17 protein-coding genes and 1 pseudogene are annotated in these 24460 nt (G+C 60.7%); 7 read left to right on the top strand and 11 right to left on the bottom strand.

Annotated features, from left to right (window positions below; translation table 11 throughout):
• Positions 1-281: 281 nt before the first annotated feature.
• Entirely contained in the window at positions 282-3284 is a 3003-nt protein-coding gene (locus BLR63_RS04795) for a M64 family metallopeptidase (RefSeq protein ID WP_010564960.1), read from the bottom strand.
• Positions 3285-3637: 353 nt separating this feature from the next.
• Between BLR63_RS04795 and BLR63_RS04790 the strand changes: the two are divergent.
• The 3 genes and pseudogenes from BLR63_RS04790 to BLR63_RS04780 all read left to right on the top strand — a co-directional run.
• Positions 3638-3751 (top strand): annotated as a pseudogene (locus tag BLR63_RS04790) (type VI secretion system tube protein Hcp); the annotation flags it as partial.
• Positions 3752-3759: 8 nt separating this feature from the next.
• Complete coding sequence (locus BLR63_RS04785; protein ID WP_010564958.1) at positions 3760-4473, top strand: DUF4225 domain-containing protein; 714 nt, start codon at positions 3760-3762, stop codon at positions 4471-4473.
• Positions 4470-4775: a hypothetical protein gene (locus BLR63_RS04780; protein WP_010564957.1), complete on the top strand. Its 306-nt coding sequence runs from the start codon at positions 4470-4472 to the stop codon at positions 4773-4775. Before BLR63_RS04785 ends, BLR63_RS04780 begins: the two co-directional genes overlap by 4 nt.
• Before the next feature lie 60 nt (positions 4776-4835).
• Here the strand turns inward: BLR63_RS04780 and cysS are convergent, their stop codons facing one another.
• Complete coding sequence (cysS, locus tag BLR63_RS04775; RefSeq protein ID WP_010564956.1) at positions 4836-6224, bottom strand: cysteine--tRNA ligase; 1389 nt, start codon at positions 6222-6224, stop codon at positions 4836-4838.
• Between the two features lie 13 nt (positions 6225-6237).
• Positions 6238-7938 (bottom strand): glutamine--tRNA ligase/YqeY domain fusion protein, encoded by a 1701-nt coding sequence (locus BLR63_RS04770; RefSeq protein WP_010564955.1) that lies wholly within the window; start codon positions 7936-7938, stop codon positions 6238-6240.
• 248 nt (positions 7939-8186) lie between these two features.
• Here BLR63_RS04770 and BLR63_RS04765 point away from each other — a divergent pair, with 248 nt between their 5' ends.
• Together BLR63_RS04765 and lpxH are read left to right on the top strand one after the other, a co-directional pair.
• Positions 8187-8690, top strand: a complete 504-nt coding sequence (locus BLR63_RS04765) for a peptidylprolyl isomerase (RefSeq protein ID WP_010564954.1) — start codon at positions 8187-8189, stop codon at positions 8688-8690.
• Positions 8687-9436, top strand: coding sequence for a UDP-2,3-diacylglucosamine diphosphatase (gene lpxH, locus BLR63_RS04760; RefSeq protein WP_010564953.1), 750 nt, complete (start codon positions 8687-8689; stop codon positions 9434-9436). Before BLR63_RS04765 ends, lpxH begins: the two co-directional genes overlap by 4 nt.
• 122 nt (positions 9437-9558) lie before the next feature.
• Here lpxH and BLR63_RS04755 read toward each other — a convergent pair whose 3' ends face one another.
• The 7 genes from BLR63_RS04755 to BLR63_RS04725 all read right to left on the bottom strand — a co-directional run bounded on the left by BLR63_RS04755 (position 9559) and on the right by BLR63_RS04725 (position 20567).
• On the bottom strand, positions 9559-11088 hold the full coding sequence (locus tag BLR63_RS04755) for a DHA2 family efflux MFS transporter permease subunit (RefSeq protein WP_010564952.1): 1530 nt from the start codon (positions 11086-11088) through the stop codon (positions 9559-9561).
• Positions 11088-12284 carry an HlyD family secretion protein gene (locus tag BLR63_RS04750; RefSeq protein WP_010564951.1) on the bottom strand — a complete coding sequence of 399 codons (1197 nt, stop codon included), beginning with the start codon at positions 12282-12284 and terminating at the stop codon, positions 11088-11090. The genes BLR63_RS04755 and BLR63_RS04750 overlap by 1 nt, the downstream gene beginning before the upstream one ends.
• 15 nt (positions 12285-12299) lie before the next feature.
• On the bottom strand, positions 12300-13751 hold the full coding sequence (locus tag BLR63_RS04745; RefSeq protein WP_010564950.1) for an efflux transporter outer membrane subunit: 1452 nt from the start codon (positions 13749-13751) through the stop codon (positions 12300-12302).
• A complete protein-coding gene (locus BLR63_RS04740; protein WP_010564949.1) occupies positions 13748-14221 on the bottom strand; it encodes a MarR family winged helix-turn-helix transcriptional regulator in 474 nt (157 codons plus the stop codon). Before BLR63_RS04740 ends, BLR63_RS04745 begins: the two co-directional genes overlap by 4 nt.
• Before the next feature lie 233 nt (positions 14222-14454).
• Complete coding sequence (locus BLR63_RS04735; RefSeq protein ID WP_010564948.1) at positions 14455-18126, bottom strand: translocation/assembly module TamB domain-containing protein; 3672 nt, start codon at positions 18124-18126, stop codon at positions 14455-14457.
• A complete protein-coding gene (locus BLR63_RS04730; RefSeq protein ID WP_010564947.1) occupies positions 18126-19853 on the bottom strand; it encodes an autotransporter assembly complex protein TamA in 1728 nt (575 codons plus the stop codon). Before BLR63_RS04730 ends, BLR63_RS04735 begins: the two co-directional genes overlap by 1 nt.
• A 63-nt stretch (positions 19854-19916) precedes the next feature.
• Entirely contained in the window at positions 19917-20567 is a 651-nt protein-coding gene (locus BLR63_RS04725; RefSeq protein WP_010564946.1) for a GNAT family N-acetyltransferase, read from the bottom strand.
• A gap of 169 nt (positions 20568-20736) precedes the next feature.
• Here BLR63_RS04725 and xthA point away from each other — a divergent pair, with 169 nt between their 5' ends.
• Both xthA and BLR63_RS04715 read left to right on the top strand, forming a co-directional pair.
• A complete protein-coding gene (gene xthA, locus BLR63_RS04720) occupies positions 20737-21549 on the top strand; it encodes an exodeoxyribonuclease III (protein WP_010564945.1) in 813 nt (270 codons plus the stop codon).
• Positions 21550-21682: 133 nt separating this feature from the next.
• Positions 21683-23017: a substrate-binding domain-containing protein gene (locus BLR63_RS04715; RefSeq protein ID WP_010564944.1), complete on the top strand. Its 1335-nt coding sequence runs from the start codon at positions 21683-21685 to the stop codon at positions 23015-23017.
• Positions 23018-23137: 120 nt separating this feature from the next.
• On the opposite strand, the gene BLR63_RS04710 is transcribed toward BLR63_RS04715, so the two are convergent.
• On the bottom strand, positions 23138-24367 hold the full coding sequence (locus BLR63_RS04710; protein ID WP_010564943.1) for an acyl-CoA dehydrogenase: 1230 nt from the start codon (positions 24365-24367) through the stop codon (positions 23138-23140).
• Positions 24368-24460 lie beyond the last annotated feature (93 nt).

Genomic DNA, 24460 nt, shown 5'->3' with positions numbered 1-24460 from the left:
ACAGCCGGTAGCTGGCGTTGCCTGCAAGCCTGGCGCGCCGCCCCCATTGTAGGAGCGAGCTTGCTCGCGAAGATCGTCAACGATAACGCGGTCATGCTGGAAAAATGCGGCGCTCTCGGGTTTTTCGCGAGCAAGCTCGCTCCTACAACAGCCGGTAGCTGGCGTTGCCTGCAAGCCTGGCGCGCCGCCCCCCTTGTAGGAGCGAGCTTGCTCGCGAAGGTCGTCAACGATAACGCAGCGCTCCAGGCTTATCGTGGCGAGAGAGAGTGGGGCCTCCCGCCTCAGGGCGTGCAAGGACTCAAGCGTCGCCACGGCTTGGCTGCACCGCTCAAGACAAAGTTCAGGTCCGGCCGATTATTCTGCGTCCAGTGCGCGACCTCGTAGTTGTAGCCGTCATAGGACACCCTCTCGTTGGGCGTCGCGTAGGCCTTGCTCGCCACCCAGGCCGGCGCGCAGTCACTGGCCTGCCGAGCGGTGACGTTCACCGTATGATCGGCACTGGCGCTGCGGTTGTCGGCGGCGGTCACCGTCAGGGTGATGGTGCGTGGGCCAGCCGTGGCAGGCGCGGTAAAGATCGGACCGACCCCGGCGGAAGACGCAGGCGAAAACTCATTTGCCGTCCATGCATAACGCAGATTGTCGCCGCTCGACCCCACGCCCGACAGCGTCAGTGTCTTGCCCGCTTCCACCGTGGCAGGACCACTGATCGTCGCCACCGGCGCTGGGCTGTCCACTGGCTTGGGCTCTATCACGACATCCTTGGACAGCGAAGTGGGGTTGGGGCCGCTTCGATAAACCAAGACCACCACCCTGCCCGCCGTGCTTTGCGTGACCACAGGCCCCTTCGCCACGATATTCGGGGCATTCACGTTCTGGAAGACAAATCCTGGCGAGAACGACCAGCTATAGCCGCGAACATCCTGCAGGTTGTTGACGACGGCGTTGAAGGTAACGACTTCGCCGGACATCAGCATCTGCGGTCCCTCCAACCTGTCGGGGCCAGGTGTGACCTCATCGGACTCGACCTGAAGGGTACGCGTGACGGTGTTGCTGCGATTCTCGCTGTTGGTCACCGTCAGAGACACGGGATAACTGCCCGCTTTCGCCGGTGCCTTGAACTCAGGCGCCACTTCGGTCGAACTGGATGGCTCAAAATCGACGGCATTCCACCGATACGTCATCTTCGCTGACGAATAGGGGATCTCGGAACCGGACCCATCGAGCCGAAAGGCTTGGGCGCTTTTTATCGACAAAGGCCCCTGGATTTTGGCATAGGGGTCAATGTCGACCGGTTGCCGGCGCCGAACGACCACGGTGGTATCCAATGTCACGGCATCGGCAGGAATGCTGATTTTTTGCGGGTAGGGATCGTTCTCGGTACCTGGCGCGTTCACCACTGGCGTGACACGGACACTGAGCGCGAACGGCGTGCTGGCAGTGGGCGTAGGGGCGAGGACACGCAACGTCGAACGAGTGAGACCGATGGGTTGGGTCCAACCGGCCGGCACGCTCCAGTTGTATTGGAATTCCGGGTTATCTCCACCCTCATGGGAGGTGTCGGCCGTGAGGTCCACCCATGTCCCCCCGACCGCAGAAGAGGCCCCGGTGATTTGCCCCTTGACTCGCACAGTGGGAAGGATTTTCAGCATCTCGGCCCGGGCGTTCGTAGCCTTGCCATCCGAGACCTCGACTTCAACCGGGTATTGCATGAAATGCGGTGCTTCGGGGGCCAGGATTTGCGCGTAACGCCCGTTGACCTGTGGACTGAGTTCAGCAGATATCTTCCAGCGATACGTAAACGGCGTTCCGCCAGCATTGGGCACACTGGTCGACCCTGCTTCCATGATCAACGGAACGCGGCTGTCACGGAAAGATGAGGTTATGGGCTCGCGTTTCTCGCCGACCTTTACTTTCATGACAACCGACGGGGCAAAAATGAGCGGCACATCGTTCCCCAGGTAGGCATGCAGGACCCTGCGAATCTGCCGCTCGTTGATGGCTCCCCAACCGGCATCGTGACTCTTCACGCCATAGCGCCCACCGCCCATGACGCCTTGGGGCACGCCGTTGTACAGACAGTCTTTATGGATGGTGTACAAACCTATCGCGCCTGCCTCCGCCGCATTTTCGTCGGTTGGAACAGCTGTCTGCGCACCGATCAGGTCACCCCACTTGATTCTTGCTCTATCGGTCTGATGGGTAATGTTCGGCGTCGCAGGCTCGTTACCGGAACAATATCCGCCGTAGTCATAAGAGGGGTATTCATCCGCCAGTCCGAACAACGCATGCCCGATTTCATGGGGAATCGATGTGATTGCCAGCGGCGTATTGGCACTCGGCTTAAAGATATAAATCTTATTGGTACTGGCCAGCCCACCGACGCCGATCTGGTGGTACGTAAACCTGGACAGTTTAATGGACACATCGTAAATGCCATGCCCCAACTGATTACTGTGCCGCATGATCGTTTCAATATTCTTAGTATCGGGCTGGCCGGATACCGGCGAAACATGGTCATAACGCAAGAAACCCACTTTATCTTTAATCGCATCGAAAACAGTATCACCCATAATGATATCGATGGCCGCCTGGGCATCTTCACGAAACGTCCCCATATCTTCCTGGGCATAACCGTCCCCGACAATCGCGAACACCAACGGCTTTCGCTGTGTGCTGCCGTCCGGATTGAGCATGACAACTTTATCGCTGTCGATATCACCGAGCACGCCACGCAAGGGAGCGCGCTTCGACAGGCGCTCGATGGCCTGGCGATCAAGTTCAACCAGTGGTTTGCGCGGTACATTGCCTTTAAGTGCTTCATCCGTTTTAAGGTCAATGCGATAGATCCTGATCCGGGAAACCTGGCTGTCGTAGGGGAGCAATACTTCTTCGCTGCCCTCGACCGCAGGCGCTTCCCTGACACTTCGGATCTCACCCGTTATTTCATTAAAGACTTCGCCTCGAAGATAACGGCTGTCATCGAGCGTACTGCTATAAAGCGTATTACCTTGGGCATCCACCGCGACCACTTTCCAGCCTCGCTCGACCGCGGCATGTTCTGCTGAAATGGCCGGCGGGACTCTGTAATCACCGATGGCCACTTCAACAACTTCTACAGTATCGTGTCGACTTTGCAGTTGCAGCCACACACTTTGTGCATGGGAAATTGGCATCCATAACAGCAGCGCCAATACAGAAAATATCTTATTCATTTCAATATCCTTCGTACCGGTGAGGAGATCAAAATTCTTTAAGAGATAAAACTGTTTCGCCGCGAACCGCATGGACGTTCTCTGACTTAAGTCAGGATCGTATCCAGATATTTGTCAAGAAAGACGACACAGGTTTTCTGCGGTGCCCCATGGCCAGTAGCTGCAATTGGCCATCCGTCCAGGGTCATTGGACGTACAACCAGCCAAACCATCGACATAGCCCCGATCGATTCCAACGACGGCAGCAATCCCCCCGCGACGCGATCCTATCGCCCTCCAGACCGAAAAAAAGCCGCAAATACAACATGCTGCGCAGAAACAGGAAAATATCCTACATATAACTCACACCCTTCAAAGCGAAACATCCGATATTTCCTATTTGTTTTTTTTCGTAATCTGAAAGCCGTACACGTCAGGAGATCTTTATGGCTAATCACGGTTACATGACCCTCATCGGCGAAACCCAAGGGCTGATTTCTGCCGGTTGTTCGACCCAGGAGTCCATCGGCAACAAATGCCAGGAAGGACACCGGGATCAAGACAGCCGATGAAAGAAAAAAGTGAAACGTCGATATCAACCTCCCACGAGTTCTGGAAGATCAGTGAAGCCGCAGCACAGTTGACCAACCATGCTTGCACGATAAGTGCGCGGCATCTGCACGATGGGATTACAAGGTCCTTGTTCAATCGAGAAGTGGCCTATTACGCGCGCAGTATTGTTAGCGATGTTGAGCAAGGTGAGAAGAGTTTTGCACAAGGGCTGATCGAGATAGAAACCGAACATCGCAGCTTGTCGAATCAGTCACGAGAAATCGCATTAAAGGGATTAGGTATCGTTGCTGGCGGCTTTCAAATCGCCACGGGGGTAGGGATCTGCTACGTCTCAGTTGGAACACTTTGCGTCATCGCAGGAGTGCCACTGATGGCACATGGTGCGAACAACATGTATGAAAATGGACGTAATCTTATGACAGGACAATCAGATACGACTGGCCCTCTGCGCCTGGGATATAAGGCGCTATCATCCGCGATGGGTTATGGCGAGGGAGAGGCCGACATAGCCTATGGTGCCGTTGATATCGGGCTGTCCGTTACTAGTCTCGCTAGGCGCGTGCTAAAGCCTGATGCCTGGCGCCTGTTCAGATACCTCGACGCAGACAATGTGCGAGCCTATAAAACCATGCATCCGATTTCACTGACGACGGAGGCGACCATAGATGCAGTGACACTAAAGCAAATACACGAAGAGTTAAAAAAATGATCATCTGGGCATTCCCTGCATTTTCAATTTTTGGCCTGCTAGTTGCCTACAGCATGAAAGTCATCCTCTCCAGCAAAAATCTCGGATATACAAAGTTTTACTTGGGGCTCGCAATAAATATTTTCTTCATGATGCCACTTCTGGAGGCTTTCAAATTTGATAAATATTTATATTTTGGTAGTTGCCCGGAACTCATTGAAACCTACCCATCAATAGGTTGGTTCGCATTCATATGTTTCCTGTTACACCCACTGGCACTTCCGGTCAAACGCGACCTGAACTGGTGGTGGCAACGCCCCTAAGCGAGTCCGCAAAAAAACGCCCCGAACCAGTCGGGGCGTTTTTCATTCAGCGCCTACAGATCAAGCCTGATCAGCCAACCGCCACGTCGTCCCGCCCTTACCGTCTTCCAACACCACACCCATCGCGGTCAGTTGGTCACGGATACGGTCGGACTCCGCCCAGTCCTTGTTGACCCGAGCCGCCAAGCGTGCCTGGATCAGCGCGTCCACTTCAGTTGCATCGACACGCCCTTCGGCACCGGCTTGCAGGAAGTCATCGGCTTCCATCTGCAACACGCCCAGCACGCTCGCCAGTTCTTTCAGGCGCGCCGCCAGGCCAGCCGCTGCGTCGAGATCGCTCTCACGCAGGCGGTTGATCTCGCGGACCATCTCGAACAGCACCGCGCAGGCTTCCGGGGTGCCGAAGTCGTCGTTCATGACTTCGGTGAAGCGTGCCACGAACGCTTCGCCGCCAGCCGGAGCCACTGCGGGCAGGCCTTTGAGCGCGTGGTAGAAACGCTCCAGGGCGCCCTTGGCGTCCTTGAGGTTGTCTTCCGAGTAGTTGATCGCGCTGCGGTAATGACTGGAGACCAGCAGGTAACGCACCACTTCCGGGTGGTACTTTTCCAGCACGTCGCGGATGGTGAAGAAGTTGTTCAAGGACTTGGACATCTTCTCGCCGTTGATGCGGATCATGCCGCAGTGCATCCAGGCGTTGGCGTAGGTCTTGCCGGTGGCGGCTTCGCTCTGGGCGATTTCGTTCTCGTGGTGCGGGAACTCGAGGTCGCTACCGCCGCCATGAATGTCGAAGGTCTCGCCCAGGCAGCAGGTGGACATCACCGAGCATTCGATGTGCCAGCCCGGACGACCTGGACCCCAGGGCGATTCCCAGCTTGGCTCGCCCGGCTTGGTGCCTTTCCACAGCACGAAGTCGAGGGGGTCTTGCTTGGCTTCGTCGACTTCGATGCGCGCACCGATGCGCAGGTCTTCGATTTTCTTGCGCGACAGTTTGCCGTAGCCCATGAACTTGGCGACGCGGTAGTACACGTCACCGTTGCCCGGGGCGTAGGCGTAGCCCTTGTCGATCAGGGTCTGGATCATCGCGTGCATGCCAGGGATGTGATCCGTGGCACGCGGTTCCATGTCCGGCTTGAGGATGTTGAGGCGTGCCTCGTCCTCGTGCATGGCGGCGATCATGCGCGCGGTCAGGGCGTCGAACGACTCACCGTTTTCGTTGGCGCGGTTGATGATCTTGTCGTCGATGTCGGTGATGTTGCGCACATAGGTCAAGTCATAGCCGCTGAAACGCAACCAGCGAGTCACCAGGTCGAAGGCAACCATGCTGCGGCCGTGGCCGATGTGGCAGTAGTCGTATACGGTCATGCCGCACACATACATGCGCACCTTGTTGCCATCCAGCGGCTTGAAGACTTCTTTGCTCTTGCTGAGCGTGTTGTAGATCGTTAGCACGACGGTTCCTTAATCACTGGCCCCACGAATCACGCAAGGTCACGGTACGGTTGAATACCGGAGCGCCCGGTTTCGAGTCCTTGATATCCGCGCAGAAATAACCTTCGCGCTCGAACTGGAAACGGTCCTCCGGCTGTGCGTTGCCAAGGGATGGCTCGGCACGACAACCAGTGAGTACTTGCAGGGAGTCAGGGTTGATGTTGTCGAGGAAACTCGCGCTGTCTTCAGCCTTCTCAGGGTTCGGCGAGCGGAACAGGCGGTCGTACAGGCGCACTTCGCATTCGATGCTGGCCGCGGCCGGTACCCAGTGGACCACGCCCTTGACCTTGCGGCCTTCAGGGTTCTTGCCCAGGGTGTCCGGGTCGTACGAGCAACGCAGTTCGACGATGTTGCCATCGGCGTCCTTGATGGCTTCGTCGGCGCGGATCACGTAGCTGCCGCGCAGGCGCACTTCGCCGTTCGGCTCCAGGCGCTTGTAGCCCTTGGGTGGCTCTTCCATGAAGTCATCGCGGTCGATGTAGATTTCACGGGCGAACGGCAACTTGCGCACGCCGAGTTCTTCTTTCTGCGGATGACGCGGCAGTTCGAGATGATCGACCTTGTCTTCCGGGTAGTTGGTGATCACGACTTTCAATGGACGCAGCACGCACATGGCGCGCGGAGCGTTCGCGTCGAGGTCCTGGCGGATGCTGAACTCGAGCATGCCGTAGTCGACCACGCCATCGGAGCGGTTGGTGCCGACCATCTCGCAGAAGTTGCGGATCGACGCCGGGGTGTAGCCGCGGCGGCGGAAGCCCGACAGGGTCGACATGCGCGGGTCGTCCCAGCCGTTGACGTGCTTTTCATCCACCAGTTGCTTGAGCTTGCGCTTGCTGGTGATGGTGTAGTTCAGGTTCAGGCGGCTGAATTCGTACTGACGCGGGTGCGCCGGTACCGGCAGGTTGTCGAGGAACCATTCGTACAGCGGACGGTGGCTCTCGAACTCCAGGGTGCAGATGGAGTGAGTGATGCCTTCGATGGCGTCCGACTGACCGTGGGTGAAGTCGTAGTTGGGGTAGATGCACCACTTGTCACCGGTCTGGTGGTGGTGGGCATGGCGGATGCGGTACATGATCGGGTCGCGCAGGTTCATGTTCGGCGAGGCCATGTCGATCTTGGCGCGCAGTACGCGGGCACCATCCGGGAACTCACCGGCGCGCATGCGGGCGAACCAGTCCAGGTTCTCTTCCACCGAACGGTCGCGGAACGGGCTGTTCTTGCCAGGCTCGGTGAGGCTGCCACGGTATTCCTTGGCCTGCTCCGGAGTCAGGTCGTCGACGTAGGCCTTGCCGGCCTTGATCAGCTCCACGGCCCAGTCGTGCAACTGGTCGAAATATTGCGAGGCATAGCGCACTTCACCGGACCATTCGAAGCCCAGCCACTTCACGTCGCTTTCGATGGCGTCGATGTATTCCTGGTCTTCCTTGGCCGGGTTGGTGTCGTCGAAACGCAGGTGCGTGACGCCACCGAACTCCTGGGCCAGGCCGAAGTTCACACAGATCGACTTGGCGTGACCGATGTGCAGGTAGCCGTTGGGCTCTGGCGGGAAACGGGTGACGATCTGCGTGTGCTTGCCCGAATCCAGGTCCGCCTGGATGATCGGGCGCAGGAAGTTGACCGGGACGGCAGGTCCGGCCTTGGAATTCGAGGTAGTGTCGACAGTGGGCTTGCTCATAGGATCCTTGAACAGACGGAAGTACTGGGCCAGGTTAGGCCGATAAAACAAAGCGCTTATCATAGCCGAACCTGTCAACCCGCTGACAGAGCGCGGCCGAAAACTGCGGCTTTAATTGCCTGGGCGGTAAAAAACCACCTCGAAATTCCTGGCGGGCACGCTAAACTGCGCGCCTTGGCCGCTGTTTAGCCATGCCGGTCTGGCGCCTGACACGCGCGCCCCACGAATTTCCTGAACGAGTAGTAGATATGACTCAAGTCAAACTGAGCACCAACCACGGCGACATCGTCATCGAACTGAACGCCGAGAAAGCGCCGCTCACCGTCGCCAACTTCATCGAGTACGTTAAAGCCGGCCACTACGAAAACACGGTGTTCCACCGCGTCATCGGCAACTTCATGATCCAGGGCGGCGGTTTCGAGCCGGGCATGAAAGAAAAGAAAGACAAGCGCCCAAGCATCCAGAACGAAGCGGACAATGGCCTTTCCAACGACAAGTACACCGTCGCCATGGCCCGTACCATGGAGCCGCATTCGGCCTCCGCGCAGTTCTTCATCAACGTCGCCGACAACGCCTTCCTGAACCACAGCGGCAAGAACGTGCAGGGTTGGGGCTACGCAGTGTTCGGTAAAGTCACCGAAGGCACTGACATCGTCGACAAGATCAAGGGCGTGCAGACCACCGGTAAAGCCGGTCACCAGGACGTACCGGTCGAAGACGTGATCATCGAGAAAGCCGAGATCATTGAGTGATATTGCTGATTTCAGATTTGCATCTGGAAGAGGAGCGCCCGGACATTACCCGGGCGTTTCTGGATCTGCTCCACGGTCGCGCCCGTGGCGCCCAGGCGTTGTACATTCTGGGGGACTTCTTCGAAGCCTGGATTGGCGACGATGGGATGAGCGATTTCCAACGCTCGATCTGCGCTGCCCTGCGTGAACTGAGCGACAGTGGCACCCCGATTTTCATCATGCATGGCAACCGCGATTTCCTGATCGGCAAGGCGTTCTGCAAAGCGGCAGGCGCCACCTTGCTCAAGGACCCGAGTGTCGTGCAGTTGTATGGCGAGCCCGTGCTGCTGATGCACGGCGACAGCCTCTGTACCCGCGACCTTGGCTATATGAAGCTGCGGCGCATCCTGCGCAACCCGATCGTGCTGTTTATCCTGCGTCACCTGCCGCTGCGCACCCGACACAGGCTGGCGCGCAAACTGCGCAGCGAGAGCCGCACGCAGACACGCATGAAGACCAACGATATTGTCGACGTCACCCCCGAGGAAGTACCGCGGGTGATGCAGCAGTTCGGCGTCCGCACCCTGGTCCACGGCCACACGCACCGCCCGGCCATCCATAAGTTGCAGATTGGCGACCAGGCGGCCAAGCGCATTGTGCTGGGGGATTGGGACAAGCAAGGCTGGGCGCTGCAGGTCGATGGGCAAGGGTTTCAGTTAGCAGCGTTCGATTTCGTCAACCCACAACTAGCACTGCCCGGCAACTGACCCCCTCCCCTGTAGGAGCCAGCTTGCTCGCGAAATTCGTCAACGCTGACGCGGGGCACCTGATGCCCCGCGGTGGTTTCACATTTTTCGCGAGCAAGCTCGCTCCAGAGGTTATCGCAACATCAATGCCCCGCCGCCGCAGGTCCCGCTTTGGCAGTGAACGGCGGCTTGGCCAGCCACACCAGCAGCATCAATGCCATGAACATCCACCCCAGCAACGTGAAGTAATCCACGGTGGACATCATGTACGCCTGGCTGGTGAGGATCTGGTCCAGTTGCGCATACGCCTTGTGCCCTGCCCCGCCGAGCGCCTGTAACGCATCGCGGGTCGCCGCGTCGTAGGTGGTCATGTTCTCGCTCATGTAGGCATGGTGCTGGTCCGCGCGGCGAATCCAGATCCAGGTGGTCAACGACGCGGCAAAACTACCGCCCAGGGTGCGCAGGAAGGTCGCAAGCCCGGCGCCGTCGGCGATCTGGTGCGGTGGCAGGTCGGACATCAGGATGCTCAAGGTCGGCATGAAGAACAGCGCCACGCCGATGCCCATGAACAGTTGCACCAGGGCGATGTGCTGGAAGTCCACTTCATTGGTAAAGCCGGCCCGCATGAAGCAGCTCAAGCCAATCGCCAGGAACGCCAGGCCCGCCAGCAGGCGCAGGTCGAACCGGGGTGCGTACTTGCCCACGAACGGCGACATCACCACCGGCAGAATCCCGATCGGCGCCACCGCCAGACCGGCCCAGGTAGCCGTATAGCCCATCTGGGTTTGCAGCCACTGCGGCAGGATCAGGTTGATGCCGAAGAACCCCGCGTAGCCCAGGACCAGCACAATGGTGCCAATGCGGAAGTTGCGGTAGGCGAACAGCCGCAGGTTGACCACCGGATGCTTGTCGGTGAGTTCCCAGATGATGAACACCGCCAGGGCAATCGCCGAAATCGCTGCACCGATCAGGATGAAGTTGGATTCGAACCAGTCCAGGTCGTTGCCCTTGTCGAGGATGATCTGCAAGGCGCCAACCCCGACGATCAGGCTCAGCAGCCCCACATAGTCCATCGGCTGGTGGCTGGTGACTACCGGGCGTTTCTTCAGCTGCGAACGCACCACCATCACCGCAAACACGCCGATGGGCACGTTGATAAAGAAGATCCACGGCCAGCTGTAGCTGTCGGTGATCCAGCCGCCGAGGATCGGCCCCGCAATCGGCGCCACCACCGTGACCATCGCCAGCAGCGCCAGGGCCATGCCGCGCCGCGCCGGCGGGTAGACCGCGATCAGCAACGTCTGGGTCATCGGGTACAACGGCCCGGCGACCAACCCCTGGAGCACGCGAAAGCCGATCAGCTCGGGCATCGAGGTGGAAATACCACAGAGGAACGACGCCAGTACAAACAGCATCGTCGCCCACAGGAACAGCTTCACCTCGCCAAAGCGCCGGCTCAACCAACCGGTCAGCGGCAAGGCGATGGCGTTGCTCACTGCGAACGAGGTGATCACCCAGGTGCCCTGCTCCGAACTCACGCCGAGGTTGCCGGAGATCGTCGGCAATGCCACGTTGGCAATGGTGGTGTCGAGCACCTGCATGAAGGTCGCCAGCGACAGGCCAATGGTGGCCATCAGCAGGCTGGGCGGCGTGAAGGAGGCGTTATGGCTCATCAGCGTTGCACAGCCTTGGGCGCGGCGATGCTGTTGTCATGGATCAACTGGGTGATCATAGCGTCTGCCTCGGCCAGTTGGCGGTCGTACACGTTGGTGGTGAACGAGGCCTTTTGCGGCGGCTGTTGCGCCAGCATCGGGCCGCTCTGGTCGTGCAGGTCCACATTGACCACCGTGCTCAAGCCCACCCGTAATGGGTGCTTGGCCAGTTCCTCGGCGTTGATATGGATACGCACCGGCACACGCTGCACGATCTTGATCCAGTTACCGGTGGCGTTCTGCGCCGGCAGCAGGGCAAACGCGCTGCCGGTCCCGGCACCCAGGCTGTCCACTGTGCCGCTGTACTTCACGTCACTGCCGTAGATGTCCGACTCGATGTCCACCGGCTGGCCGATACGCATATCGCGCAGCTGGGTTTCCTTGAAGTTGGCATCGATCCACAGTTGGTTCAGCGGGATCACCGCCATCAACGCGGTCCCCGGCTGCACGCGCTGGCCCAATTGCACGGTGCGCTTGGCCACGTAGCCGGTGACCGGCGCGATCAAGGTGCTGCGGGCATTGGCCAGGTAGGCCTGACGCAGTTGTGCGGCGGCGGCCTGCACGTCCGGATGGGACGAGATCACGGTGTCATCCACCAGGGCGTTGCTGGTCTTGAGCTGTTGTTCAAGGTTGGTCAGGGCGTTCTTGGCGGCGGTCAGGCTGTCGCGGGCGTGGGACAGTTCTTCCTGGGAAATCGCCCCGCCCTGGGCCAGGGTTTTACGGCGGTTGAAGTTGTCCAGGGCGGTTTGCACATCGGCTTTCTGCGCATTGACCTGGGCTTTCATGCCGTCGACGTTGCTGTACAAACCGCGCACCTGACGCACGGTGCGAGCCAGGTTGGCCTGGGCACTTTGCAGGCCGACCGCGGCGTCGTTGGGGTCGAAGTTGACCAGCACCTGGCCTTCGTGGACCAGGTCGCCATCGTCGGCGCCGATGCTGACCACGGTGCCGGTGACCAGCGGGGTGATTTCCACCACGTTGCCGTTCACATAGGCATCGTCGGTGCTTTCGTTGAAGCGTCCGTAGAGTTCATGCCAGCCCCACACGCCAACGACGCTGAGGATGACGATCAGCGCCAGGCCGACCAGCATGACTTTGCGCTTGCGTGGGTTGTTGTCTTTGGATTGTGTTGCGGTGGTGCTTTCGGCAGTGGCCATGACAAATACCTCGAATTATTCCGTGCGTGTGGCTGGGGTGGTCGCTGCCACGTTGTCGGCGCCGTAGCCGCCGCCCAGGGCCTGCATCAATTGAATCGACAGATCGATCTGCGCCGCATTCAAGGTCGCCAGCTGACGCTGGGCCTGGAGCAATTGCTGCTCGATGCTGAGCACATCCAGGTAGTTACCGATCCCGGAGCTGTAGCGCTGCATCCCGGTGTCGTAGGACTGCTGGGCAATGTCCGCGGCGTGTTGCTGGGCCTTGATCTGCCGACCGGTGTCGCGCAGTTGTGAAAGGGTGGTGCCGATATCGCCCAGGGCTTGCACCAGGGTTTTGTTGTACTGCGCCACGGCCAGGTCATAGTCGGCGTCGCGCGCGTCGAGATTGGCGCGCAGGCGGCCGCCATCGAAGATCGGCAGCGAGATCGTCGGCGCGATGTTGAAGAAGCGGCTGGCCGAACCGAACATCGCATCCCCCAGCAACGACTCGGCCCCGGCACTCGCGCTGAGGTTGAGGTTGGGATAGAAGCTGGCCTTGCCGGCGGCGATGTTCTTGCTTGCGGCCTCCACACGCCAGCGAGCGGCGATCAGGTCCGGGCGGCGGCCGAGCAATTCGGCAGGCAATACCGAGGGCACAGCCACGGCATTGGGCTTGAGCACACTCGGGCGGGCCAGCTCATTGCCACGGTCGGGGCCTTTGCCAAGCAACACCGCCAGGGCGATCTTGGCGCTCTGCAGTTGTTTTTCCGCATCGATCAGTTGGGACTGGGAGCTGGCTTCCAGGCTTTCGGTCTGCTGGTACTGATACTGGCTGTCGATGCCCGAGTTCAGGCGCCGCCGGCTCAGGTCGAGCATTGTCCGGGTGCGCTTGAGGTCATCGATGGCCAGGTCACGCACGATATGGGCCTGACCCAGGTCGCTGTAGGCCTTGGCCACATCGGCGGCGAGGGTCAGGCGCGCGGCCTGTTGGTCGACTTCGGCGGCACGGGCCTGGCCCAATGCCGCTTCCCAGGCGGCGCGCTGGCCGCCCCAGAGGTCAAAGTTGTAATTGAAGCTGGCACCGATGTTACGCACGGTCGAGTAAGCGTCGCCCTGCCCCAGCGGGTCCTGGTCCCTGGCCAGGCGCGAGCGGCTCACGCCGGCGCTGGCATCCAGGGTCGGCATACGCGCGGCATTCGCGGCATACGCGGCGGCTTCGGCCTGATGGGCACGGGCGCTGGCCACTTGCATATCCGGGCTGTTTTGCAGGGCCTCGGAGATCAGGCTGTCGAGTTGCGGGTCGCCGAGGCTTTTCCACCAGTCAGCGCGGGGCCACGCGGCACTCGACAGCGTCACGCCGCTGAGGGATTTACCGGTTTGCAGGGTGTTGGCATCCAGGCGCTGGCCCTGGGTATCGAGGCCACTGAAGTTGGCGCAACCGGCCATGCTCATGGCCGCGAGGACCAGGCAAAGGGCACGTGTGTTCATTCTTTACCTACCCGCTGCAGGGTGATGGAATCACCGGCAGCTATCAGAATTTTCTTGAGGATCTTTTCCAGGGTCTGCAACTCGCCGGGCTCCAATGCACCGGCCAACTGGTTCAACGCCTGGGCGCCGATATGCGGCAGCATGCCCGCCAGCTGCTGACCGTCCTCGGTGAGAACCAGCTGCACCTGGCGGCGATCCAGCTCGGAACGCTTACGACTGAGCAAACCTTTTTGCTCCAGCCGGTCGAGCATGCGGGTCATCGAGCCGCTGTCGAGGGACAGGTGGCGACATAGCTCTGCCGGGGTGTCGACGCCAAACTGCGCCATGATGATCAGCACCTTGAACTGCGCGGCGGTGATGCCGTGGGGTTCCATGTGGGTGTCGATGATGCGGTCCTTGAGAATCGCGGCGCGGCCCAGCAACAGGCCGAGGTGGCAGTTGTGGAAGTTTTCGGGGGTGAAGTGCTTCATCCAAAGTCACCTTATTACTGCCTAGGCAGTGAATGTGTGACGGGATATTACTGCTTAGGCAGCGAATGTCAAAATGAATAATTAGCTTGCTTGCTAATTGACCGACGACCGGAGGAAATGCAAAACCGGAGATGGCTTGCCAGCGAGGGTCGTTAACGATGACGTGAGTCGTCAGGATGAACGTGGCGCCTGGGCGTTTTTCGCCAGCAAGCCGGCCCCTACAGAGGTGTGGGTCAGAAGTCCCGCTTGTAGAAAATATCCAACGAGCTGGCCACGCCGCTGGCCACTTCCAGGTACACCTTCTTGCTCAACAGATAGCGCAAGGCGATGGTGCTGGCCGGTTCGAACACCCCCACGCCATAACGCAGGCTGAGTTTCTCGGTGATCTTGCCGCTGGCGACCACCGCCGTGGTGGTGCCGCTGCCCTGGGTGTCGAGCTCGAAATCCTTAATACCCAAGTCCCTGGCCAGGTCCGAGGTCACCCCGGCGCTGCCCATCAGGCCCAGGCCAAGGGCGGCCTGGGCGAGCAGGTTGTTGTCTTCGCCGGTGCTGCTCAGCGGACGCCCCAGCACCAGGTAGGACAGCGCCTGTTCCTGGCTCATGGCCGGTTCCGAGAAGATTTGCGTGGTGGGCTGCTCGGCACTGCCGCTCAGGCGGATACCGGCGATCACATCGTCGGTCTTGCGGATCGCTTCGATATCCAGATAGGGCTGATCGAGCGGCCCGGCGAACAGCAACCTTGCGCGGCGCACATCGAGTTTCTGACCATAGGCACGGTAGCGGCCATCGTTAAGCCACAGCTCGCCACGGGTGTCGAGGTTGTCGCCGATATGCACATTCCCCTGGACCTTGGCGGTAAGGCCGAAGCCCGAGAAATTGAGCTGGTCTTCGCCCACCGCCACGTCGATATCCATGGCCATGGCCATCGGCGGCTTACCCTCTTCGGTTTGGCTGCCGATGATCACCGCGTCGTCCGAGACCTTTACCGTCGAGGGCGGCAGTTCGCGCACGGTGATGTCACCGCGTGGGATCCGCACCTTGCCGGCAATCGCCAGGTGGTCATTCTTCAGGCTGATTTTCAGGTCGGGCGCCACGTCCAGCACGGCATAGGGTTCGACCGTGACCGGCAGTTGCGAACCTTGCAGGCGCAGGTCCATTGCCAACGCCGGGGCCCATTCGACCTGGCCCTTGAGGCTGCCCTGTCCGGCCTTGCCACTGCGCCAGGTGCCATTGAGTTCCATGCTTTCGCCAGCGATCAGCGCTTGCACATTCAAGTCCTCGAGGCTGACAGGCAGCTCCGGCCCGGAAATCTCGCCGTCCACCAGATTCACGTTGCCGCTGACCTGCGGCGCCAGCAACCCGCCGGAAATACGCCCGCTGCCGTTGAGCTTGCCGTGGAGCTTTTCCACCATCGGCACAAACGGCCGCGCCACGGCCAGGTCGAGGCCGGTAAGGTTGAAGTTGCCGCTGATCGGCTTGTTTTTCGGCAGCGGGTTGATCTGCGCCTGCAGCAACAACTCACCGAGTTTGCCGCCATGGAAGTTCAGCCGCGTGTCGATGCGCTTGGGGTTGAGGGTGGTTTCCAGGGTGAGGGTGTCATAGGGGAAATCCAGCCATTGCTGCTTATCCTTGACCCGCAAGGTGCCGCCACTGGCATCCACCGACACCACGCCTTTGGGACCGCTGTCGGGCAGGTCGAGCTGGATGTCGGCATTGAGCTTGCCCTGCCAGGCAAAATCCTTGGGCAAGAACGCGGCCAGACTGTCGATGGGAAACTGCTTGAGGTGGTAGCGCAACTTGGGCTCGGGCATCAACCGCTGGTCTTCCCCGCACAGGCTGGCCGGGCCGGAGACCCAGCAGTGCGCCGCGAAGGTCAGCCTGCCGTCGGCCAGGCGCTCGATTTTTGCCGGGGCTTGCAGCTTCCAGTCCTGGCCGCCGGCTTGTATGTCGCCACTGGCCAAGCGACCGCGCCAGTTGCCTTTGTCGAGGTTGCCGTCCAGGGCCAGGGCGAGCTGGACCAACGGGCCCGCCAGATCCAGCTGGACTTTCTGACTGTTGATATCGCCCTGAGCGCTGGCGGTGAGCGTGCCGACCTGGGTGTCGCCGCTTTGGATGCCGCTGCCTTTGAGGTCGATCTGCGCGCGCTGGGCATTATTGAGGTTGGCGGCGAGGGTCAGGCTTTGCAGGCGATTGTCGGCGAACGCCAATTGCTGCCCTTTGAGGTCGAGTTTGCCCTGGGGCGCTTTCAGGCTGCCGGCCACATCGAGCCGACCGTTGATCTGCCCACGCAACTGCGGCCACAACTGGGCCAGGCGCGCCAGCTTGATATCGATCTGCCCGGCCAGGCGTTGTTGCAGGCTACCGCTGCCGTTGATGCGGTTGTCACCCAGGCGCATGTCCAGGTTGGCCAGGGTCCATTGCGCGCCCGCGCCTTCGGCCTTGGCCGCCAGCACGGCGGTTTGCCCGCGCAGGCGGCCCTTGAGGTCGAGGTCGGCGCTCAGCTTGAGCTGTTCGTTCTTGAACTCACCTTTGCTGCGCAGCGGTCCGGCCAGGGTCCCCGGCAATTCAGCAACCCAGTAAGCAGGGTTCAGCGCCGACAAGTCCAGCGCCGTATCCCAGGCGATGCCGTCGGCGAATTGCAGGTTCAGGTGGCCTTCAGCCTTGCCCTGGCCGGCGCTCAGTTTCAGCTCGGGCAGGAAGATCTGCTTGAGGTCGCCACTGAACGGCGTGACCACATTGAACTTGCCGGCGGGACCATCGAGATCGGCCTTGAGATTGCCGAGGTAGTTGCCGTCCTTGTAGGAGACCTCGCCGTTGAAAGTACGCAAAACCACCTGAGGTTCGTCAATCACCGGATAGAGGCGATGCCAGGGGAAATCCAGCCAAGCGATTTTCGCCTCGGCGCTGAAGCCTTGCTGCCAATCCAGCTCGGCGCTGAGCCTGAGGCTCTGGCGGTCGCCGGCCGTCAACTCCAGGCCGGCGATCTGCGCGCCCCTGGCGTCGACCTTGCCTTGCAGCAGCAGGTCCACCGGGCCTTTTTGCGCCGGCAATACAGCCTTGCCGAGCACTTGATAACCGTTCTTCAGGTCGCCCTTGGCGGTGAGATCGAGTTGATTGAGTTGCAGCGTGTCGGGCAAATCGGCGCTGGGTTTGAAACTGTCGGCGGTGATGCGCAGCTCGGCCGGGAGGTTGTCCGCCAGGGGTTGCAGCTCGCCGCTGAGCCTGGCGGGCAAGTAACCGCGGCTGTCGGCATCGAGTTTGAGGGTCTTGAGCAGGTCGCCGTCAACCTTGAGCGCGACCGTCCACGGCGCACCGCCCGGCGCATAGGGCAGGCTCAGGTTGCCGCTGGCGGTCAATGGCCAGTCGCCAGTGGGTTGTAGCAGCCCGGCCAGGTCCAGTACCAGGGCTTCCCGCTCCAAGCGCACCGAATCGATCTGCATACCGGCGGCAGTCCAATGCGCCGCCAGTTGCAGGCCCTTGAGTTCTTCGCTGCCGTTGAACAGCAGGCTACCGACGCGAACGTCGCCCAACTGGATGGACAGGGGCAGTTTCAGGTCCGGCAGTTGGATCGGCCCGCCGCTGTCTTCGGTGCCAGGTGGAAATTGCAGGCTGACTTGCTCCACGTCCAACCGGTTGATGCACAGGGTCATGCGCAACAGGCACGCCGGCGACCAATCGACGGCCGGCGCAGTGAGTTCGACGCGACTGCTGTCCTGTTGCCACAACAGATGATCGGCGCTCCATCCACCGCCCAGACGCCCCTGGAAGTTCTCTACGCTCAAGCCCGGCACCTGGCCCAAGACCCAGCGGCTGCCAGCCGGGGTACCAAGCAGCGTCCACAGTCCCAGCACTACCAGGGCGAGAACGGCCGCGACAGCCAGCCCCGCGATTTTCAAACCACGCATCACAGCTCAGGCCCCATGGAAAAGTGCAATCGAATGCCGCCCGGATCTTCCAAGGCGTGGGCCAGGTCCAGGCGGATCGGGCCAACCGGCGAGACCCAGCGGATACCCACGCCAACGCCAGTTTTCAGGCTAGGCATTTCCAGGGTGTTGAAGGAGTTGCCCTGGTCGATAAAGGTCGCGATCCGCCATTTCTCGGCGATGGAATATTGATACTCGGCGCTCAACGCCACCATGTAGCGGCCACCGATGCGGTCGCCCTGGTCGTTTTCCGGCGACAGGGTCTGGTATTCGTAGCCGCGCACGCTCTGGTCGCCACCGGCAAAGAAGCGCAGCGACGGCGGCACCGATTTGTAGCCGTTAGTGGCGCTACCGCCCACCTGTGCACGGGCGAGGAAACGATGGTTGTCCCACAAGGTGGTCAGGCCCTTGATCATCGCCGTGCCGTAAAGCAGGTTGGTGTCCGAACCCAGGCCCTCCTTGGCCACCTTGGAATCGAATTGCACGTGGTAGCCATGGTGGGGATCGATACGGTTATCGCTGCGCAGGTAGGAATAACTGATCCCCGGCATCACCAGGTTACTCATGCCCGAGTCATTGCCCAGGCGATATTCCTCGCGCTGGTATTTCAACGAGATCACCCGGGTCCAGCCGCTGGGCAGCTTGCTGTGCCATTCGGGCCCCAGCGTGAGCAATTTACTCAGGGTGTCGGTGTTGGCAATTTCTTCATTCTGGTAGCCGCCGGCAAAACGCAGTTTATCGGTGAGCGGCGGGTCCAGCGGAATGTCGTACCACAGGCCCACGTTCTGCCGCGGCGCCGAGAGCTCGGCCTCCCAACCATAGCTGTGGCCTTGGGGATTGACCCAATGGCGGGTCCAATTGGCTTTGCCGCGCGGGCCGACGTCGGTGGAAAACCCCAGGCCCAGGCCCATGGTGCGCGGCTTGCGGGTTTCCAGGCGTACGGCCACCGGGATCATGTCGTTGACCGAGGCGGCCGGGGCGGCGTCCACGCGCACGCCTTCGAAAAAGCCGCTGCCCTGCAGGTTCTGGTTGAGTTCGGCAATCAGCTCGGAATCGTAGGGATCGCCGCTTTTAAACGGCACCATGCGTTGCAGCAGCTCTTCGTCGAACGGTGTATCGCCGGCAAAACTGACCTTGCCCAAGGTGTAGCGCGGACCGCTGTCATAGACAAGTTCGATATCGGCGACGCCGGCCCTGGGGTCTACCGCCAGTGTCTGGCGAGTGAAACGCCCACTGAAAAAGCCGTAGCGCGAAGCCTGGTTCTGGATCAGGCGCTTGGCGTCTTCGTAATGCCCGTGGTTGAGTACGGCGCCGGATGTGAGCTCGTTGCTGGCGGGTACGCGAAAGCCCTTGAGGTTCGCGGCCGGGCCGTCGACCCGAATGGTCACGTTGCGCAGATGCACCGGTTCGCCGGGCTCGATGGTGAGGGTCAGGCGCGGGTTCTTGCCGCCCACGACAGAACTCTCGATCCGTGGCTGATAGAAACCCAGCGCCTGGGCCGCTTTGCGCGCCTGCTCTTCGGCGCCACGGCTGAACCGCAGCAAGGCCTCTTCATCACGATCGCCCACACCGCCGATGTAGCCTTCGATGTTGGCTTTCAACGCGTCGTTCGAGGGCTTGATCCGTACGTCCAATTCGCTTTGCGCGAATGCGCCGCAGCTTGTGAACAGCAGAATCAAGCCGCTGGTAACTCTTCCTGGAAACTTCATAGCCGGGGATGCTACACGAGCTGAGGAGAAACTTAGTACTCAGACGATTCTGAAAATTCAGCGCTAAGCCGTTGCAGCATGTGACACCTGGGGATTGGGATGGAAAAACACATGCTCCAGGATCGGTCCTACAGCAACTTCGCCGACTTCCTCATAGCCCTGGCGCTTGTAGAAATCCAGATAGCGTGAATTGCCCGTATCCAGCACCACGCCGGACGAATGCGGGTCTTCCGCGCACCAGTTGTGCACCGCTTCAAGCAGCTGTTCACCGTAGTGCTTGCCTTGCAATTGCGGGTGGATACCCAGCAGCGGCAGCACATGCACCGACTCGCTAGGCAAACACGCCAGCACCGCATTGTAGTAGTCCAGATAGCGCCGGGTGCCGCGTACACCGGTGCTCAACCACATGCGCAGTTGCCAGGCCCAGCTCTCGGTAATCCCCAGGCGCCGTTGCGGCGGCGCGATCAGCGCGACGCCGATCAGACGATCGTTGATGAACAGGCCAATGGCGGGAAGTTTCTGAAAGAAATGTTGCTTCACCAGCTCGCGCACCGTAGCGCGCACCCGCTGTTCATAGCCTGGACGTTCCGCCTCGAAGATGTAGGCGAACGTCGGCTCATGCCGATAGGCCTGGTACAACAGCGAGCGAGCCTCGGGTGAATAGTCGCTGTTGAGCAGACGGATTTCGGCAATGGCGTTCAAAGTGTCAGGCATATAGTCAATCTCCCTGGGCGCCACTCAAAGGATGGCGTTCTTATGGGTACGAACCTACGCAGCGCCAGTCGTTCCCAGACATTAGCAGTGCATCTGTCCTACCGCCACGCTGGCCCCCGTCTGACTTGTCGGCTAGCATCGCCTTTTTGCCAGGACCGGACTGCCGACCATGAAAATCGTCTCCTTCAATATCAACGGTCTACGCGCCCGCCCTCATCAGTTGGCGGCGCTGATTGAAAAGCATCAACCCGATGTGATTGGCCTGCAAGAAACCAAAGTCCATGACGAGCAGTTCCCCCTCGCCGAAGTGCAGGCCCTGGGCTATCACGTCTACTACCACGGTCAAAAAGGCCATTACGGCGTGGCCCTGCTCTCGCGCCAGGAAGCGTTGAGCGTGCACAAAGGTTTTGCCAGCGATGACGAAGACGCCCAGCGCCGCTTCATCTGGGGCACTTTCGCCGATGAAAATGGCCATCCGATCACGATCATGAACGGCTATTTCCCACAAGGCGAAAGCCGCGACCACCCCACCAAGTTCCCGGCCAAGCAGCGTTTCTACGAAGATTTGCAACACCTACTGGAGAGCCAGTTCAGCAATGACCAGGCCCTGGTGGTGATGGGCGACGTGAATATTTCCCCGGAAGACTGCGATATCGGCATCGGCGCCGACAATGCCAAGCGCTGGCTGAAAACCGGCAAGTGCAGCTTCCTGCCCGAAGAACGCGAGTGGATGGCGCGCCTGAAAAACTGGGGCCTGGTGGACAGCTTCCGCCACCTGAACCCGGATGTGACCGACCGTTTCAGCTGGTTCGACTACCGCAGCCGCGGCTTTGAAGATGAGCCCAAGCGCGGGCTGCGTATCGACGTGATTCTGGCCTCCACCGGCCTGGTGCCGCGCGTCAAGGATGCCGGCGTGGATTACGAACTGCGCGGCCTGGAGAAACCGTCCGACCATGCGCCGATCTGGCTCGAGTTGAGCTGACTTTCCGGCTGCACTCGGTTAACTGTGGGAGCAAGCCCACTCCCACATGTTGACCTGCTGAACATCAGTCACATTGCTGCAACCTTACTGACTTAATCTCGCGGCACTCCCTTTGTCCTGAGATGGTGCCAGCATGCTGCTGCGCGTTTTGTCCTTGTTATGTTGCGCGTGTTCCTTTGCCGTCGTTGCCGCCCCCCTCCCCATCCCCGACCAGGGCCCTGCATTGCGCATCCAGGGTTCCAACACCATTGGCGCGGCGCTGGGCCCAGCCTTGGTCGAGGGATTGATGGAGCACCGGGGCTTGCAGTCGGTGCACCGCGAACCTGGCGGCGGCGCCAATGAACAGCGCGTGGTCGGCAAGACGCGCCAGGGCAAGACGGTCACCATAGACGTCGCGGCCCATGGCTCAAGCACCGGGTTTGCCGCGTTGAAAAAAGCCAGCGCCGACCTCGCTGCCTCTTCTCGCCCGATCAAGGACAGCGAACTGGTCGACCTTGAACCCCTGGGCGACCTGAAAAGCCCGGAAGCCGAACAGGTGATCGCCATCGACGGCCTGGCGATCATTCTCAACCCGCGCAACCCGCTGAATACGCTGAACACCGAGCAACTGGCGCAGATCTTCAACGGCGAGATCAGCACGTGGGAAGCCCTGGGCGGTATCGGCGGCCCCATTCATCTGTACGCGCGGGATGACCAATCCGGCACCTACGACACCTTCAAGGAACTGGTGCTACGCCTGCGCGGCAAGCCCCTGGCCGCGTCCGCCAAGCGTTTCGAATCCAGCGAGCAGCTATCCGACGCCGTCAGCCAGGACCCACAAGGCATCGGTTTCATCGGCCTGCCCTATGTGCGCCAGGCCAAGGCCGTGGCGATCGTCGATGGCGATTCGCAACCAATGTTGCCGTTGAACAGCCTGATTGCCACCGAAGACTACCCACTGTCGCGCCGGTTGTTCTTCTACCTGCCGCCCTCCAACCCGACCCCGTGGGCCAAGGCGCTGGTGGACTTTACCCAGAGCAGCCAGGGCCAGGCGATTGTCGCGGCCAACGGGTTCATCGCGCAGCAGGTGCAGGCGATGGCCGTGGAGCCACGGGCGTCGATGCCCGAGGACTATCAGGCCATCGCCCGTGACGCTCAGCGCCTGACGGTGAATTTTCGCTTCGAAGAGGGCAGCGCCAGCCTCGACAACAAGGCGCACCAGGATTTGCAGCGGGTGGTGGCCTACCTGAAAAGCCACGACAAGCTGAATAAACAAGTGACCCTGGTAGGATTTGGCGACGCCAAGGACGACCCGCAACGTGCGGCGCTGTTGTCTAAATTGCGGGCGATGGCGGTGCGGCGGGAACTGGTGAAAAGCGGCGTGGTGCTGCGCGATATCCGCGGGTTCGGCGCGCAGATGCCGGTGGCGGCGAATACGGCGGATGAGGGACGGATCAAGAATCGGCGGGTGGAGGTTTGGGTGTACTGAGGACGGTCGGATCTGTATTGCCTGATCCGACGTCATCGGGGGCAAGCCCCCTCCCACATTCGACTGCATTCCTACTGGGGTGTGGGAGGGGGTTTGCTCCCGATGGCTGGCGGCGCGGTGTTACTGCCCGCCGCGCATCAGTTCCCTGGGCACATACTTGCCGATCTCGAACTTGCCGATCGCCGCGCGGTGCACTTCGTCCGGGCCGTCGGCCAGGCGCAGGGTGCGTTGCATGGCGTACATGTAGGCCAGCGGGAAGTCGTTGGAGACGCCGGCACCGCCATGGATCTGGATCGCGCGGTCGATCACCTTCAATGCCACGTTCGGCGCCACCACCTTGATCTGGGCGATTTCGCTCTTCGCCACTTTGTTGCCCACGGTGTCCATCATGTACGCCGCTTTCAGAGTCAGCAGGCGCGCCATGTCGATTTCCATGCGCGAGTCGGCAATCTTGTCGATGTTGCCGCCCAAGCGCGCCAAGGGCTTGCCGAACGCGGTACGGCTGACGGCGCGTTTGCACATCAGTTCCAGCGCGCGCTCGGCCATGCCGATGGAACGCATGCAGTGGTGAATACGGCCCGGGCCAAGACGACCCTGGGCGATTTCAAAGCCACGACCTTCGCCCAGCAGGACGTTTTCGTACGGCACGCGCACGTTGTCGAACAGCACTTCGGCGTGGCCGTGGGGCGCATCGTCATAACCGAACACCGGCAGCGGGCGCACGATTTTCACGCCAGGGGCGTCCACCGGCACCAGGATCATCGAGTGCTGCTGGTGGCGCGGTGCGTCGGGATTGCTCAGGCCCATGAAGATCAGGATCTTGCAGCGCGGGTCGCAGGCGCCGGAGGTCCACCATTTCTTGCCATTGATGACCCATTCGTCGCCCTGGCGCTCGGCACGGGCGGCCATGTTGGTGGCGTCCGAGGAGGCCACGTCGGGTTCGGTCATGGCGAAGGCTGAGCGGATCTCGCCGCGCAGCAGCGGTTCGAGCCAGCGCTGTTTCTGTTCGGCGTTGGCGTAGCGCACCAGCACTTCCATGTTGCCGGTGTCCGGCGCGGAGCAGTTGAACGGCTCCGGGCCCAGCAGCGAGCGGCCCATGATCTCCGCCAGCGGCGCGTATTCGAGGTTGGTCAGGCCGGCGCCCAGTTCGGATTCGGGCAGGAACAGGTTCCACAGGCCCTCGGCTTTCGCCTTGGCTTTGAGCTCTTCCATGATCGCGGTGGGCTGCCAGCGGTCGCCTTCGCTGACCTGGCGCTCGAACACTGGTTCGGCCGGGTAAACGTAAGCGTCCATGAACGCAGTGACGCGTTCACGCAGTTCCTGAACCTTGGGCGAATAGGCGAAATCCATGAGCAGCTCCCTTCTTTGAGAGGTTGTTTAGGTCATGCAATCGATGCTAGAACAGCGTTGATAATTTACCTAGCCTATTCTCGGCGTGTATTA

The organism is Pseudomonas extremaustralis (assembly GCF_900102035.1).
Classification (GTDB): Bacteria; Pseudomonadota; Gammaproteobacteria; order Pseudomonadales; family Pseudomonadaceae; genus Aquipseudomonas; species Aquipseudomonas extremaustralis.
Note: the sequence above shows the minus strand (reverse complement) of the source record. Positions and strands in the feature narration are given on the sequence as shown.

What these genes read in the sequence shown, in the direction of transcription:
- BLR63_RS04745 (WP_010564950.1), bottom strand. Translation starts at nt 13,751, where the DNA reads ATGAACACACGTGCCCTTTGCCTGGTCCTCGCGGCCATGAGCATGGCC.
- xthA (WP_010564945.1), top strand. Translation starts at nt 20,737, where the DNA reads ATGAAAATCGTCTCCTTCAATATCAACGGTCTACGCGCCCGCCCTCAT.
- BLR63_RS04750 (WP_010564951.1), bottom strand. Translation starts at nt 12,284, where the DNA reads ATGGCCACTGCCGAAAGCACCACCGCAACACAATCCAAAGACAACAAC.
- BLR63_RS04795 (WP_010564960.1), bottom strand. Translation starts at nt 3,284, where the DNA reads ATGCGGTTCGCGGCGAAACAGTTTTATCTCTTAAAGAATTTTGATCTC.
- BLR63_RS04740 (WP_010564949.1), bottom strand. Translation starts at nt 14,221, where the DNA reads ATGAAGCACTTCACCCCCGAAAACTTCCACAACTGCCACCTCGGCCTG.
- BLR63_RS04765 (WP_010564954.1), top strand. Translation starts at nt 8,187, where the DNA reads ATGACTCAAGTCAAACTGAGCACCAACCACGGCGACATCGTCATCGAA.
- BLR63_RS04770 (WP_010564955.1), bottom strand. Translation starts at nt 7,938, where the DNA reads ATGAGCAAGCCCACTGTCGACACTACCTCGAATTCCAAGGCCGGACCT.
- BLR63_RS04730 (WP_010564947.1), bottom strand. Translation starts at nt 19,853, where the DNA reads ATGAAGTTTCCAGGAAGAGTTACCAGCGGCTTGATTCTGCTGTTCACA.
- BLR63_RS04725 (WP_010564946.1), bottom strand. Translation starts at nt 20,567, where the DNA reads ATGCCTGACACTTTGAACGCCATTGCCGAAATCCGTCTGCTCAACAGC.
- BLR63_RS04710 (WP_010564943.1), bottom strand. Translation starts at nt 24,367, where the DNA reads ATGGATTTCGCCTATTCGCCCAAGGTTCAGGAACTGCGTGAACGCGTC.
- BLR63_RS04780 (WP_010564957.1), top strand. Translation starts at nt 4,470, where the DNA reads ATGATCATCTGGGCATTCCCTGCATTTTCAATTTTTGGCCTGCTAGTT.
- BLR63_RS04785 (WP_010564958.1), top strand. Translation starts at nt 3,760, where the DNA reads ATGAAAGAAAAAAGTGAAACGTCGATATCAACCTCCCACGAGTTCTGG.
- BLR63_RS04715 (WP_010564944.1), top strand. Translation starts at nt 21,683, where the DNA reads ATGCTGCTGCGCGTTTTGTCCTTGTTATGTTGCGCGTGTTCCTTTGCC.
- BLR63_RS04755 (WP_010564952.1), bottom strand. Translation starts at nt 11,088, where the DNA reads ATGAGCCATAACGCCTCCTTCACGCCGCCCAGCCTGCTGATGGCCACC.
- BLR63_RS04735 (WP_010564948.1), bottom strand. Translation starts at nt 18,126, where the DNA reads ATGCGTGGTTTGAAAATCGCGGGGCTGGCTGTCGCGGCCGTTCTCGCC.